Origin of the sequence: Ectobacillus sp. JY-23, from assembly GCF_023022965.1 — a bacterium.
Lineage (GTDB): Bacteria > Bacillota > Bacilli > Bacillales > Bacillaceae_G > Ectobacillus.
In genome coordinates this window covers 134054-149100 of the sequence record NZ_CP095462.1, presented here as the reverse complement: position 1 = coordinate 149100, position 15047 = coordinate 134054, and the positions used below count along the sequence as shown (strand labels likewise).

At 35.6% G+C, this 15047-nt stretch carries 14 protein-coding genes; all 14 read right to left on the bottom strand.

Annotation, left to right across the window (positions count from 1 at the left end):
- Positions 1-324: 324 nt before the first annotated feature.
- The 14 genes from MUG87_RS00740 to MUG87_RS00690 all read right to left on the bottom strand — a co-directional run bounded on the left by MUG87_RS00740 (position 325) and on the right by MUG87_RS00690 (position 15045).
- Positions 325-681 (bottom strand): helix-turn-helix domain-containing protein, encoded by a 357-nt coding sequence (locus MUG87_RS00740; RefSeq protein ID WP_247084621.1) that lies wholly within the window; start codon positions 679-681, stop codon positions 325-327.
- A 352-nt stretch (positions 682-1033) separates the two neighbouring features.
- Positions 1034-2194, bottom strand: coding sequence for an aminotransferase class I/II-fold pyridoxal phosphate-dependent enzyme (locus MUG87_RS00735; RefSeq protein ID WP_247084619.1), 1161 nt, complete (start codon positions 2192-2194; stop codon positions 1034-1036).
- Between the two features lie 2 nt (positions 2195-2196).
- A complete protein-coding gene (locus MUG87_RS00730) occupies positions 2197-2838 on the bottom strand; it encodes an acetyltransferase (protein ID WP_247084617.1) in 642 nt (213 codons plus the stop codon).
- 7 nt (positions 2839-2845) lie between these two features.
- Positions 2846-3442, bottom strand: a complete 597-nt coding sequence (locus tag MUG87_RS00725) for a sugar transferase (protein ID WP_247084615.1) — start codon at positions 3440-3442, stop codon at positions 2846-2848.
- A gap of 230 nt (positions 3443-3672) precedes the next feature.
- On the bottom strand, positions 3673-3978 hold the full coding sequence (locus MUG87_RS19650) for a class I SAM-dependent methyltransferase (protein ID WP_368042579.1): 306 nt from the start codon (positions 3976-3978) through the stop codon (positions 3673-3675).
- Between the two features lie 383 nt (positions 3979-4361).
- Positions 4362-4619, bottom strand: coding sequence for a DUF3473 domain-containing protein (locus tag MUG87_RS19645; protein ID WP_368042578.1), 258 nt, complete (start codon positions 4617-4619; stop codon positions 4362-4364).
- A gap of 207 nt (positions 4620-4826) precedes the next feature.
- Positions 4827-5066: a polysaccharide deacetylase family protein gene (locus tag MUG87_RS19640; protein WP_368042551.1), complete on the bottom strand. Its 240-nt coding sequence runs from the start codon at positions 5064-5066 to the stop codon at positions 4827-4829.
- 73 nt (positions 5067-5139) lie between these two features.
- On the bottom strand, positions 5140-7539 hold the full coding sequence (locus MUG87_RS00720; RefSeq protein ID WP_247084613.1) for a right-handed parallel beta-helix repeat-containing protein: 2400 nt from the start codon (positions 7537-7539) through the stop codon (positions 5140-5142).
- Between the two features lie 187 nt (positions 7540-7726).
- Entirely contained in the window at positions 7727-9280 is a 1554-nt protein-coding gene (locus MUG87_RS00715) for a lipopolysaccharide biosynthesis protein (RefSeq protein ID WP_247084611.1), read from the bottom strand.
- The gene (locus tag MUG87_RS00710; RefSeq protein WP_247084609.1) at positions 9270-10163 is read right to left on the bottom strand and encodes a glycosyltransferase family 2 protein; all 894 of its coding nucleotides are present in this window, start codon (positions 10161-10163) and stop codon (positions 9270-9272) included. Before MUG87_RS00710 ends, MUG87_RS00715 begins: the two co-directional genes overlap by 11 nt.
- Positions 10164-10274: 111 nt before the next feature.
- Positions 10275-11459, bottom strand: coding sequence for a glycoside hydrolase family 88 protein (locus tag MUG87_RS00705; RefSeq protein ID WP_247084608.1), 1185 nt, complete (start codon positions 11457-11459; stop codon positions 10275-10277).
- 25 nt (positions 11460-11484) lie between these two features.
- Positions 11485-12672, bottom strand: coding sequence for a glycosyltransferase (locus MUG87_RS00700; protein ID WP_247084606.1), 1188 nt, complete (start codon positions 12670-12672; stop codon positions 11485-11487).
- An 11-nt stretch (positions 12673-12683) separates the two neighbouring features.
- Entirely contained in the window at positions 12684-13871 is a 1188-nt protein-coding gene (locus MUG87_RS00695; RefSeq protein WP_247084604.1) for a glycosyltransferase, read from the bottom strand.
- Positions 13872-13884: 13 nt separating this feature from the next.
- On the bottom strand, positions 13885-15045 hold the full coding sequence (locus MUG87_RS00690; protein WP_247084602.1) for a polysaccharide pyruvyl transferase family protein: 1161 nt from the start codon (positions 15043-15045) through the stop codon (positions 13885-13887).
- Between the last annotated feature and the right edge of the window lie 2 nt (positions 15046-15047).

Sequence of the window (15047 nt, the reverse complement as noted above, 5' to 3'; positions counted from 1 at the left end):
GTCGCGACATCTCTAGTATCTAATCGACAAGCATAGCTGCTCGTATTTAAACAGATTCATTACACTAAAAAGAATATAAAAGTTCTTTATAGAGAACATATTTAAAGATTATCATCTTGCGAATTACTTGTCAATTATCCGTATACTAGAAATATAAAATGTTTTTGATATCAATACATAGATACTATGTATTGATAGATAATGACAAAAAAGGGCAACAATCTAAAAATCATAGTAGTGTATTCTAATCCATATCATTTATTGTTTGCGCTTTCAAGTATAATGGTCTTTTGCTAACTAGTAAACATATGTCATAGGATTTTTCTAAGAGTGAACTTTGTCTATATTCTTTTCTGCTTTCCATTTGATATACCTCATTAATGTTTTGTATTCAAGTAATTGTTCTTTATCCACCGATATTTCACGCAATTCTTCGATTAACTCTAACCACTCATTTTCAAGTTGCTGGGCATTTCCGTACATACTTTTTGTTTCTAATATCGTTTCTAATGTTACGTCAAGTACATCGCATATCTTCTCAATAATATGTATAGAAGGATTTTGTTTTAAATCCCTCTCCATTCCGCTTAAATAAGATTTGGAAACGCCTGCTTGCTCAGCCAAATCTGAAAGAGTTAATCCTTTTTGCTCACGCAGTCTTCTAATGTTTTTTCCAATCATGACGTTACCTAATCCTACCCTTCATTTTCATTTTGTTCTTCCCTATTAATTAACACTATTAGCTATTATCTTATTACAATGAGGTTTTACTAGATGAATGCTATCCTATAAACAGACAGAACACACATATGTTCATTAGAAGGCAAAAGAATATCTTAATATAGGTGATTAGTGATGTTCTTTCTTTGCACTATGGAAAGAGAGGGTTTCTTAATGAAAAAAACTGTTGAACTATTATCATACATATATGTACACCTATTATTTTGCTTTATATCGAGATTGCAACGACTCCCCTATTAAAGAAACAATGTTTGTTCGCATGAAGTGCCGCAATCTCAATCAAGCACAGTTATCAAACAGGAATCGCAAGCACATGTAACAGACATGCAATCACTCGCTGCTGCTCCTCATATGACATACCGGTTCCAGATGGTAAACAAATCCCTGAATGAAACAAAGTTTCAGAAACACTTCTATTTTCTTCATGTTTGTAATATGTACATCCTTGAAATAACGGCTGCATATGCAGAGGCTTCCATACAGGACGCGCTTCTATATTCTCTCTATTCAAATATACAATGATTTCAGAAGCTAAGACCCCTGTTTGTTCTTTCTCAACCGTCATTACTGTGAGCCATCGATTGGAGTAGGTTTCTTCTAGTTCCGGCATAAATGCAACGCCTTTGATATGGGCTAACGCAGATTGATACATGTCAAAAATAGCACGTTTTTTCTCAACCCGTTCATCCAGTACCTCTAGCTGCGCTCTTCCAATTCCGGCGAGAATGTTACTCATACGATAATTGTAGCCTATTTGACTATGTTGATAGTGCACTGCTTCGTCCCTGGCTTGTGTAGCTAAAAACCGAGCTTTCTCAATAGCTTCTCTATTACTGGAGATCAACATACCACCGCCGGAAGTCGTAATAATCTTATTGCCATTGAAGGAATAGACACCAAATGCTCCAAATGTACCGCTCGCCTTTCCCTTATAATAGGAACCCAATGACTCTGCGGCATCTTCAATGACTGGCACACCATATTGATTACATAGCTGCATAATTTCATCCATTTTTGCACTCTGTCCATATAAGTTCACAACAATGACAGCCTTAGGCGTCTTTCCATTTCCCTTAGCTTCTTGCAAGGCACGAGAAAGCGCCTTGGGCGACATATTCCATGTATCAGGTTCTGAATCAATAAACACCGGTTCCGCATTCATATATAGAATGGGATTTGCACTGGCAACAAAGGTAAGTGTGGAACAAAAGACAGTGTCTCCTTGCTGAACACCTAGTAGCTGCAACGCCAAATGGATTGCTGCTGTTCCAGAACTCACTGCAGCCGCACCATTTACTCCCACCGTTTCGGCAATTGCTTTTTCAAACTTATCAACATTTGGCCCAAGTGGGGCAATCCAATTGGTTTCAAATGCTTCTTGAATATACTTTTGCTCATTTCCGCTCATGTGAGGGGCAGATAGATATATTCTTTTTGTTTCTTCTTTCAACATTTTTAGATACCCCCAACCATTTTCGTTTTTATAACAGTGGCCGGCACACCTACTGCAATTACATAAGAAGGCATGTTGGTCACTACAACAGCGCCAGCACCAATCGTTGTCCATTCTCCTACCAACACATTTGGTAAAACCGTTGCGTTAGCACCAATATGTACGCCCTGTTTAATACATACACCACCTGCGAGCACTGCTCCGGGAGAAATATGAGCAAAATCTTCAACAACGTTGTCATGTTCAATGACAACCCTTGTATTAATAATGGTATGTTCACCTACCACTGCATCCGCATTAATAACAGCACCCGGCATAATAACTGTACCATGTCCAATCTTTGCACTTGGACTGATTACAGCTTTTTGATGCACAATAGTTGCGTACGAACTGCTTGGTAGCATTAACTTTTGCATAATTGTTTTTCTCATTCCATTATCTCCAATTGCAATAACTAGCTTTGCGTCTGGATGAACCAATAGTACTGCTTGAACAGCTGCAATTGGTCCAAAGTACATACCGCTTGTAAAGTATAAATCTTTGTAACGATCATCTAGGCAAGCAACAATCGTATGCTCTGCATTATGTGCAACATCTCGAATTACCTTGCTATGCCCCCCAGCCCCAATTAGTACCAATTTCATCTCTCTCTCACATTCCCTTCGTTCCTGTAAAGCGTTCTGTTGTTACATGTCCAACCTGGCTAATACCTTCTGATCTTACAACCTTTTTCGCTGTAAGAAATAAAATTTTAAGATCTAGCCAGATAGATTGATTCTCGACATACCAAACATCAAGTTCGAATTTTTCTTCCCATGATATCGCATTTCTTCCATTCACTTGTGCCCACCCTGTAATACCAGGACGAACGTCATGGCGATGAGCTTGCCTGTCTGTGTAAAGTTCCATATACTCCATTAATAAAGGTCGTGGTCCTACTAAGCTAATGTCACCCTTTAAAACGTTGTAGAGTTGTGGCAGTTCATCTAAACTATATTTCCTGAGGAATTGGCCGAATGAAGTTAACCTTACAGCATCAGGAAGCAGGTTTCCTGCACTGTCTCGTTTATCTGTCATGGTCCGAAACTTGTAAACATAGAATGGTTTACCGTGCAGGCCAGGTCGCTCTTGTTTAAATATAATTGGGGAACCTAACTTTGTTCGAACGAGTAAGGCAACAACGCCAATGACAATAGAACCTAGCAACAAGCCAATAATTGCAACGGTGATGTCTAGACATCTTTTCATATATATACACCTTCTCTTGTTCTTATTTCTCTGCTATAACAGCAAAATATACTGGGAAAATACCAACCATACACTGCTGTGTATCCTTACATATGCTAACCTTTAAAAAACCAATTTCTTTCATTATCTTCACAATATTATTCTCTATTAAGAATGAACCTTGTTGAATAGGTTGCTTTTTTCCTGGTAATAAAGCGTACCATGTTTGTGAGTGAAACAAAATTTTTCTATTAAACAGATAATCTAATATATATCTTGAGCCATGAACAACTCCAAAAAAACTTACCACCTTTATCTAAAGCACGATAAATCTCTTTTAAAACTTGTTTTATATGTAGATATTGTAACGCAACACGACATATAACATAATCAACTGCATTACTATCTAAAGGTAAAATATGGGCATCCATACAATACGTTATAACATGAGGATAATTACTGCGAACAAACTCTATATAATCTTGGTTCTTATCTATAGAGTAAATTGTTTCCGTTCCTAAAGAGGTTAAGTTATGAATGGTAGCACCGAACCACAACAAAGATCTAATATTCGCCGTTTACCTATTCCTTCTTTTATAAGCAGTTGATCAAATACGTTTTCTTCGTAACATTGTCGATAGTGCTCATAGCAAGCATACCCTAATTCTCTATGAAGAACAACCATATCTGATGATAATATTCTCAAAATTTGTAATGTTTTCGCTGTTTCTGATGACGGTACGCTTAAAGACTGATAATGTACACCTATTTAATAGTATGTTACACCCCTCAATAATGTATGATTGGTTAAAATATATTGATATAAGCTCATTAATATCTCCTTCATAGTCGTAACGAAAACTTTGGAAGTTATTGAACTTTCCTACTTTTTTGTGACAATGCATCATAGTAGTAAACGGAAATGCAGAGAGAAGATGTTCTACTTTTGATAGGTACTACGCACACCATAGTACATTCTTACATTCTCCATAACATTTGTTCTCCAATAATGTGGCTGACTCACATCTAATTCATACGGATGGATGTAAAAGACAAAAGGTGTTTGACTAATATGACAAAGCATTCGCTTGTATATAAAATACGGATATAATCGAAAATATCCCCCACCACCTAAAGGAATAGTATAGGGACCTATCCTTCTAAAGGGTAACATAAATTCATAGAATTGATTCCGTATCTCTATAAAATGATTATTGCTTATTATATGCGTTTCTGGTTAATATGTTTGTCTCCATGTATTAAGTACAATACTTGAATCATACATGTATCCTTCTTGCTGTAAAATATCAATAGCCCATGGTGTATTTGAAAAACATGGAGCCCGGTAACCTAATATCCGTTCGCCAATCAAGTCTTCCAGCACTATCTTTGTTTTTCTAACATCTTACTGAAATATATGAGGCTTTTGAAGATAAACCAGCTCATGCGCATAACCATGAGACGCAATTTCATACCCATGTTCATGAATACGCTTAATGAGTAAAGGAAGTTGCTTTACTATCCATTCGAGTACAAAAAAAGTACCTTTCTGTTGCGTTTTACCTAATAGGTATAGCAGCTTTTCTACATTTCTTTCTACGCATAGCTTATAATTTCCCGATTCTTCTATCTCCCCCCTTAACAATATCTGATCATTCCTATATACTTATACAAAACATTATAAACAGAAAACCGTCACAAATGTGACGGTTTTCTGTTTATAATGTGGTATTGGCAATGAATCTTGTACTCGCGCTAACATTGGAAGTAATATTATTGAAAACACAATTCGCAAAAGTTACCGTTTTTTCTTTTGTCAGCCAACGTAAGTTGATTCTAGTACTTTCTAAGTAACACTGTGCAATAATTGCAACTGCAGCAGTATCACTTTTACCAATATTAGCATTTAAAAATGTGCTGTTAGTAGTGACAACATTTCCTTCAAAGTTGACACCAACGTTTTGAAACAAGGCACCTTGTACTTGAACACGTCTAGTGTATTGTGGACTTGTAGAGCCTAGTGCGATATCTCCACCCATTCGACTCGATTTAGCTCTTATAAACTTACAATCGCTTATATTACTGCATTCTATATTCGCAGCACCTTCCATAACAGTAAGACCTTCTACTGTTATTGGCCGTCCTGCATAATTCGCAGGGGGCTTAATATCTATATCGTAGTTTTTGACGTTAATGTTTCTAATAACCCCACCCGTTAACAACAAACCAAATCCGACGGCTACTGCGTTATCATTTCTCCAATCTCTTTCCACAGTAACATCTGAGATATAGCAACGACCATAATCAAAACGGCTAATATTAAATCCCGCTTGACCAGCATCACTAATGCTCACTGGTGTACCTCCGAGCGTCTCAGAAACCTGAAAGCTTGTAGATGTTATGTTGACTGTATAATAAAGTTTATCCACACTAATCCCTGCAGGTACCTTACCAATCCACTGTTCGAAACAAATTTTTGCTCCATTTCCCATCCCATGCGGTGTGCTATAGCTAAAGGTGCTTGTCGCCACGTTTACTGTAGGCGTTCCGAAATAACCATATACACTAGATCCATAAAATACACCATTTTGGATTTGGCAATTTTGAACTACAGCACCACGTACATCCTGCATTTTGATATTTGCTTTATTACAAATTGCACCGTTTACGAAATTATCACCTTTTATCGTAAACTCACAACCTATAAATGTGTTATTAATATACTTAACATACCAGTTGTTTTGATATGAGCTGACGCCACCTACGTTAGAACCTTCAAATATGTTGTTTTCAATCACAACATGAATACCATCTGCATTAACAAAATGTCCGCGTGCATTATTAAATATATAATTATTATAAATGTAAATTCTAGTATTTAATTCAAATCCTTGTCTATTCAATTCTGGTCTCCAAGTGGGAATATTACTTTCTGACCACATTGATTCGATATCAATACCAAACATTGGTGCAATCCCATCAACAGTAACACCATCATCAGCTTTACCGATAGAATGAATCTTATTATTGAATACATATACATCATTAGCACTACATAGTGATATCCCTTGACGACGGCAATGATGCAACTCGCAATTATGAATATATACATGTGCCCCCATCTGCTCTTGCGTGTATTCTGCAGGATTTAATTTGTATTCCAACCATCCTGTTGAGATTGCATCGCCTGTACAATTACTGATATTGACTCCTTCAACCTCAATATAACTTGATCCTAGTATCTCGATACCTTGTCCCCATTCATGTGTGTAATTTTCACTATCTACTTTCGCATTGATTTGTGCAATTTGTGCGTCTGTTAATGGAGAAGATGTAATATCAATTGTAAAAATCATTTTATTTGCTGCTTCAATAGGGGCAAACCAGCCTCTTCCCGTTGGGGCACTAGGAGCAAATTGTCCGTTTGTTCGTGCTCCAACAAGCGTTGTAGCCGCAATTATATCTTTGTATTGAAAAAAACTATAATTCTTAGAAGCAATTCCTGGAATAGACCACAATCGAAATGCACGAAGAATTCCTGGGGATACATACCGATCAATGACTTCGCTACGAATGAAGTTAGGATTGTTATTCAACGTACCATCTGTATTTACACCACCACGCATAAACTTTACACCAAGTTCATATATATGTGACTTTTTATCACCAATAACAGTCCCGCCAGAAATCTTTGCATGCTTAATTCCTTTTACATCAAATACACGATATTTAGGTGCTGAGTTGGCCTCTAACTGTAAAATACAACCTTCTTCCATTTCAAAATGCATGTTACTTGGCATTACAATGCCAGAAAATGTTGTATCGTTTAATTTAATACTGTATGTCCCTGCCTGTAACTTCACATGTGTGTATCCTTGTAACTTAGCCCATATAATTGCATCATTAATCCCTTTTGTTGTTGAAGCAGACTGTGTGCCGTTATTTTTAATATTCCAACGATCAAGTTCAATGATATAAGGCTGATAGCCACCAAAATTTGAAACAAAAGGCTTCTCTGCTACCCATTTTGCTTTAGCACTATCATAAGTTAATACATCTCCATTAACTGGAGAACTTGTAATCAAATCGACATTACCCAAATCTTCAAGATTAGCCATTCTGTATAACCACACCCTTCTATTATTTCTATATATTATGATTATAAATAGAAAATAGTTTGGGTTTTATACTTTAACTTCACGTAAATTATATATATCTTATTAAAATAATATATATAGTATAGATTCATATATCAAAACTAATAAAAGGCGGCTTATGCGCGCCTTTTATTAAGAGATTTTCTATCTACATTCCAGGTTTTACTATTCCTCTGTTCTTTATTTTCTTTAAAGTCGTACCTAAAATACCTATTATGATTCCTTGTAAATATTGAAATTCCTTGGTATTTCGAAAGATTATAAAATATAAAGTATTAGGTATACATATGCAAACTATAATCCGTAAAGTCAGGCCCCCCCATCCACCTACCTCTATAAAGGTACTGCTCCAACCGGTCAATATAAAAGCAATACTACCAATAATGCCATAGAATGTGTATTTTATAAAATGCAAAGTAACGGACATCCTAAACACATGTTTGTAAACTAGATAAGGTGTTAACCAAAATGGTACAACTAAAGCACTGATTAGCGTCCCCATAAAGACACCTATTAAACCTATTTCTTTTACTAGTATAATGGACACAGCTAGGTTGATAACAGCTTGTATAAGAGGTCCATAGCGATCGGCGTAAAACACCCCAGCAGTTGTTTTTATTGTTGTGATAGCATTTCTCATCCCTCTTTCGTAAAACGAAAGCATTAATACAATTACTATACCTTTACTCAGCAAAAATTTGGAACCAATCCATAACGTAATAAACGGATCAAGAATGATACATAATAAAATGGAAAAAAAAGAATACAGCCAAAAGTTTAACAATAAATATACATTATATATATTGTAAACTTTCTCGATACTTTCTTTTGCAACTAAATTACCGATACTATGATACATGTTATTAAAAATTTGATAAGTAAAATTACGACAGATTTCAATTAGCATATAATAATTAGAATACAAACCTACAGCTGCAACGCTGACAAAAGATGAAATAATAATATTGTCTGTGCCTACAATTAAATAGTTTCCTACATTTTGTAGCACGATGGCTTTTATATTTTTAATAATATTTGTTTTTGTGTCCTCATCTAGCGTTCCTGTAACCTTCTTTTTTAAAAAAGGATATCGCTTGTTGACAAGCCTCGCTAGAATAATACTTGTAGCCACAGTGATGATGCTATCAATTGCTAAATATAAAATATAATTCTTTGTAAAGTGTAAAATGCCAATTTTCATCCCTGTAGAAAGAATTGCTGAGACGGAATACGTTATTGTAACAATATATCCCTTCTGACAAACATTTAAAAATGAATTTTTGTGTAAATAAAAATAAGGTGCTACTGTGTTAAATAAGAAAATAAGATAAATTACATGTACATGTTCCACCTTAGAATCTTTTATAAAATAATTGAGAAAAGGTAACAATGCTAAACCAAGTAAAAGCACAACCAAAGCGATTACTACATATGCTCTTTTATAAAGATGCATGAGCACACTAATCTTTTCTTGATTGTTGTCGGCTACCGGTTTATATAAACTATACATAATACTCGCCCCAATGCCGGCTTCAGCAAGAGAAAGCATCGCTAATATATTAGTTAAAAGGCCGTTGATACCTAAGTATTCTACTCCTAAAGTGTAAATAAACACAGTTCTCGAGATAAAACTTAACGAAGTGATAATAATTTGATTTACAAGACCAGTCGAAATATTGATAAGAGAATGTTTAATTCGCATAGAAACGCCATCCGGTTAACCTTTTCTTTGTCTCAGCCAAAATCACACTGGCTATCATAGTAAACAAAGATGTTTCCATGTGTGCTGCGGCCTCCTTAAGATTTAATTGGGATTTAACGAAGCTATAATATAGATTGTAATATGCCATTTTTCCTTTCAAGCCACAGTTATGAAATTTTATTTGTTGCTTCATATACAGTGCCGTCCCTCTTGGGCTTTTCGCAAATGTTTGAATCATGTTTTGTGTTAAACCATCCTCAAGATAATTACATATGTAAATCGTTTCGTTAAACCAACGTATTTTATATCCTTCGTAGGCCATTTTCTCCCATACTGTCGCTTCACTAATAAAACGTTCTCCTTCATATTCAGGAAACTTATATTTCTTTAAGACATGAGTATAAAACACTTCTGCTTTATCTCCCGTAATATGAAACTGATTTCGTTCTAATGAAGTTGCATCTATATAATCCCCTTTAAAAGTAGTACCGATAACATCTATCTCGGTACGGCCTCTATTCCCAGAAACGCCGCAAAAGCCAACTTGATTTTCAATAGTACGGAACCAACTTGCTACTTTTTCGAGTGCGGTTGGTATTAAATAATCATCTGAGTCCACTATAAAGAATACATCTCCATTTGCTAAATCTATTGCCTTATTAATTGCTCGATGCTTTCCACCGTTTTCTACTTTATAGTATCTTATCTTAAAAAAATTCTTTTCGTTTTTCCATTCCTTGAACAATTCTTCTGTATTATCGATTGAACCATCATCAATCACCAACCACTCAAAATCACGAAACGTTTGTTTTTGTAATGATTTATACAAGTTTTCGATGATATATCCTCTATTATAAGTTGGAGTAAATACTGTAATTTGCATATAGTGCACCTCCCTTTTGTTAATTCGCTATAAATACAAAACCATTAACTACTGATTAGAATCAAAAGAATATTCAATTAAATTTTAAATATTAAAATTACCAACACGTAATTAATTTTTATTGTTTTCCATAGCACTTACTGCCCTTATACAGAATCCCTGTGCAAAAGGAAGTATACTAAAGAGCGTAGAATAAACCCCAATATCCTTTGTATCTCCTTGTGAAAAATCAACCGCTCCACTTTTTCTTGTTACGGACATCAAATAATGAATAGCTTTATTATATCCTTGTAAACACTCGACCGAGATATCTTTCAGCTCTGAAGCTGCTAAAAGGAACCAAGCTAAAGTAGCAGTTGCAGAAGAGTCTGTCACAGATTCCGACCTAGTAACGGTCCAATTCCATCCCCCATGCGTTTGTTGCCAACGAAGAGCAGCTTTAGCAAACCCTCTTACATACGTCTTGAGCTCTGCTTTATCCATATGGTCATGCGGTAATTCCTTCCAAGCATCTGCTAGCCCTATTGCATACCACCCCAACCCTCTTCCCCACCCGTACAAACCAAGCGGCGCTTCGTTTTTGATATGATACGCATGAGAAGGAATATGCAAATTGGGATGCATACCAAAAGAGTTATACTCTCGAATCTGCTTTACTGCAAGAGCAACACACTCTGGTTTGTTATAAGCCAACCCGTATCTTATTAAGAACGGACAAATAAAACCAATCGTATCTACGTATCGATAATCCTTCATAAAAGTTCGATAGGCAACTGTATTGTCTTCTCCTATATGCTTTTGAATCATCTCCCAGGTAGCATCAAATGCTTTCTTATACTTGTTCGTATCTAAAAAATCTAATTTCATTACCGCATATGCCAGAATAGCACCATCTACATAGACAGGCTCTTTCACCCAATTTCCATCTGTTGTGAATGTCTTGTTAAGATAGCTTTCAATGATATATTTGTGCTTAGCATCTTGATGTGTTTTCACATACTCTCCTAGGCCCAGCAACAACGCCGCTTCTTGCCAATGCTGGATCGCAGCCTTTGTATAATTCCCCTTCAACATATCAATAACAATTAGTCTCGTATTATCTGTCACTGGGATCTTTGGTGTACGTAAAAGCCATTTGCTACCTTGCTCTATCATTTTTTTCTCCCAAGTACTCGTATTTTCATACCGACCAATATGAATACGAGAGAACCAATCCTTTAATTTTGATACTACGTCTATTATAAAAATAATACATACAGTAATGAGTACTATGCTACTTATGATGCTCCAAACCATTTTTACCGCACCTTCCTACAATAACTTATCTCTCTATGATTTCATATAACTTTTGCACTTCTGCTTCAGTGCCCAGTTGTTCTTCACTAAGGTTATGTATAACTAACTTTCTCATCTCTTGATCTTGTATAAACTGTTCAATTTTCTCTGCTACATCATGTGCGTTCATATCTGCAATTAAGCCATTCTTTCCGTCATCAATGTGATCTTTCGCAGTTTCAAAATTTGTAATAACAATTGGCTTTTGTAAAATCTTAGCTTCATCAATAGAAATAGATTTTCCCTCGTATCTGGATGTCTGGATATATATATCAGCAGCTTTGATATAAGGATATGGATTTTCTTGTAGCCCCAATAGCTTAATATGATTATGTAAATCTCGAATTGCAATCTCGTTTTCTAAGTAACTCCTCATATTTCCTTCTCCAATAACATACCAGATGATGTGATACCCTTTCTTCACTAGCAAATCTACTGCCTGTAAAGAAAGTTCTAGTCCCTTTTCTTTCGCAAGTCTCCCTACCGAAACTAATGTAGTTCCTTTTGTCGCAGGTAGATTGATACACTCCTTAGCCATATTTCGTATCATATCAACAGATACAACATTATGAATATAAGTGAATTTTTGATGTTGATTCGGGAATGCTTGCTGTAATAACCGAACTAAATCTTCTGATACAGTCACTATATCACCTAAGGTTTGAAAATAAAAACTTTCTCTTTTAAAATCAATTCCTAACTTATTATAATCGGTATGAATCCAACCAATTTTCTTCTTAGCTGTTACATTATCTACACAAAAATATATTGGGTTTTTCTCCTGAAAACCGATTGCTACATCATATTGTTTAGACGGTGTACCAACCGCTTTAGAGAGATACTTCCATAGCTTTTGCTCAACTACCGCACCATTGCGCTCTTTCTTTGAAAAATATCCTAACATAAGACGGTAAAACAAGATATCAAACTTTCGCTTCTTCAATAATGATGTTGCTGCATCCTTCACCGGCATATCAAAATACTGATAATGTTCAGGTTCTGGCAACAAATGAACTTCTCTTGGCAGCTTTTTAAGAAATATTCCATCATGTTTAAATAAAAACAAGTCTACATTGTATTTGTTATAGTCAAAGCATTGTAATAAAGAAAGAAGGGCTTTTTCAGCCCCTCCACAAACTAAATTGTTCATTACAAACAATATATTTTTTTTCATTGTGTCACCTACTAGATAATATCGTACAGCTTTTGAATTTCTTCTTCCGTACCAAGCTTTTCCTTGGCTAAATTGTATGCAAGTTGCTGCCGAAGGGTCTTATCCATTAATTTCTCTATCCCTTGCGCAATTGCCTGAGGAGTCATGTCTACAATTAAACCGTTATGACCATCCATAATTTGATCCTTTGCTGTACTAAAATTCGTCACAAGAATAGGCTTTTGTAAAATTTTCGCCTCATCAATAGCGATAGATTTCCCTTCAAAGCGGGACGTTTGGGCATATATATCAGCTTGTTGTATATACGGATACGGATTGGCCTTTAGTCCCAAAAGTTTCACATGATTTTCTAACCCTTTATTTACAATTAGAGACGTTAATTTCTCTCTTTCTTCTCCCTCACCAATGATATTCCACTGTACATTGTAACCCTTATCCACTAGAATCTTGCATGCTTCTATTGCAAATTCCAATCCCTTTTGATAATGAAGTCTACCAATAGATAAAATTTTAATTTGCTCAGATTGAAACAAGTACGTATCAGCTAAATCTTTTTTCGCCATATTACATATTACTGTAGGAGATACGATATTATATATAACGCGAACTTTATCTTGAACGTCAGGAAAACAGTCGATTAAAATATTTGCACATTCCTCAGATACAGTAACAATATGATTTACTTTCTGGAAATAAGGTCTATCAAAAGTAGCATCCATGCCTAACTTATTATAATCGATATGGACCCAGCCAATAGTTTTATGGGCTTGTACCTTATCAATACAAAAATAGGTTGCTGTTTTTTCAAGAAATCCAATGGCTGCATCATATTTCCCTTCTAAAGTTGGTAACGCATCTGCCATGTACCTCCAGCTATACTGCTCACGAACAGAAACATTTTTCCCTAGTCTACTTTGCATAGAAAATAACACCCGTTTCCAAGCCAATGAAACATTTCCCTTACTTAAAAAGTTTCGTACCGATGAAATTAGTGGTAAAGTAAATGTTTTATAAGATTCGGGTAAAGGTATAATGCGTACTTCTTTTGGTACAAAATCAACAAATAGTCCTTCATGGTGAAACAGAAACAAATCTACCTCATACAAACTGAAATCAATTTGAGACAACAGGTTTACTAAACTTTTCTCTCCGCCCCCAGCAGTTAAACTTGGGATAACAAACAATATTTTTTTCTTCATATTCATCCCCAATCTAGTTCGCCAGCTCTTGTAAATACTCTACCGCTTTATACGACATTTTTTTAATATGCGGGATACTTTGCATAAGTGTTTGCGTGAGCTCCTCTTCCTCCCTTACCATCTCATCAAACTTTGCTTTTAACAGAGCACCATTGGAGATTTGTTCAATATTGAGAACTAGCTTTTCTTCTCCAAAGATATCTTTGGCAATTCCTTTAGACTTCACACTGTACCCAAGCACCATCGTTGGAACATAGTTTGAGTAAGCAGCAATTGTTGCATGTGTTCTGGCACCAATAAAAAATCGCATTCTTGCGATATAACCCTTATATTGAATGGCATTCAAGTTATCCGGTAACAAAATGACTCTGTTGGTATGCTTAAATTCCTGATAATATGCTTGCAGTACTTCATAATCATTATTACCTTCTTGTATTACATGCGGTGTAAGCGCAATTGTTGCCTCAGTTGTATCTAAAATGTGTTGCATCAACTCTCTTACCGCTTGTTGAGAACCTTGATTTTTTTTGTATACTAAAGGACTAAAGTTTAAACCAATTGTATTGCCTTCCTGCCAGCCATTGGGTAAAGGTAGTTCTTCCTTTTCCATTGTAAAAGCTACATCCGCGCAAAGTTGCACATTAGTAATACCTTTATTAATGAGCATATCACGTGTCAATGTTTCTCTGGCTAAGATTAAATCAAAGTTCTTTAAATCTTTTAACTTGTGTTCAGACATGTCCTCTTCTCCGATAGAACAACCCCATAAAACTAGCTTTTTCCCTAAAGATTTTGCCCTTTTATTCACCTCATACCAGCCAGGTTGCTCTCCATAACAATAATTATCTCCACCAATTGATAGACAGATATCCATGTCTTTAATTGATTCAATAACTTTCCCATGAATTTTGCTTAGCGCGTAAGACTCATCTTTAAATAATTTTACCATGAATGAAGAAATAAACCATGGCACAGAATATTCTTGCAGTGGCTGAGCAGCACCATCATGGATGCCATCTAATTGCTTCAACAATTTATCAGTTTCTGGCTTATCTGATATTAGATGTACTTTTACATCTTCAATTTCCTTTTTCAATAAATCCGTTGATGAACGCACTATCGCTTCACAACCTCTATTTTCACTTCCGCCGTGCATGAACATTACAATTTTCATAA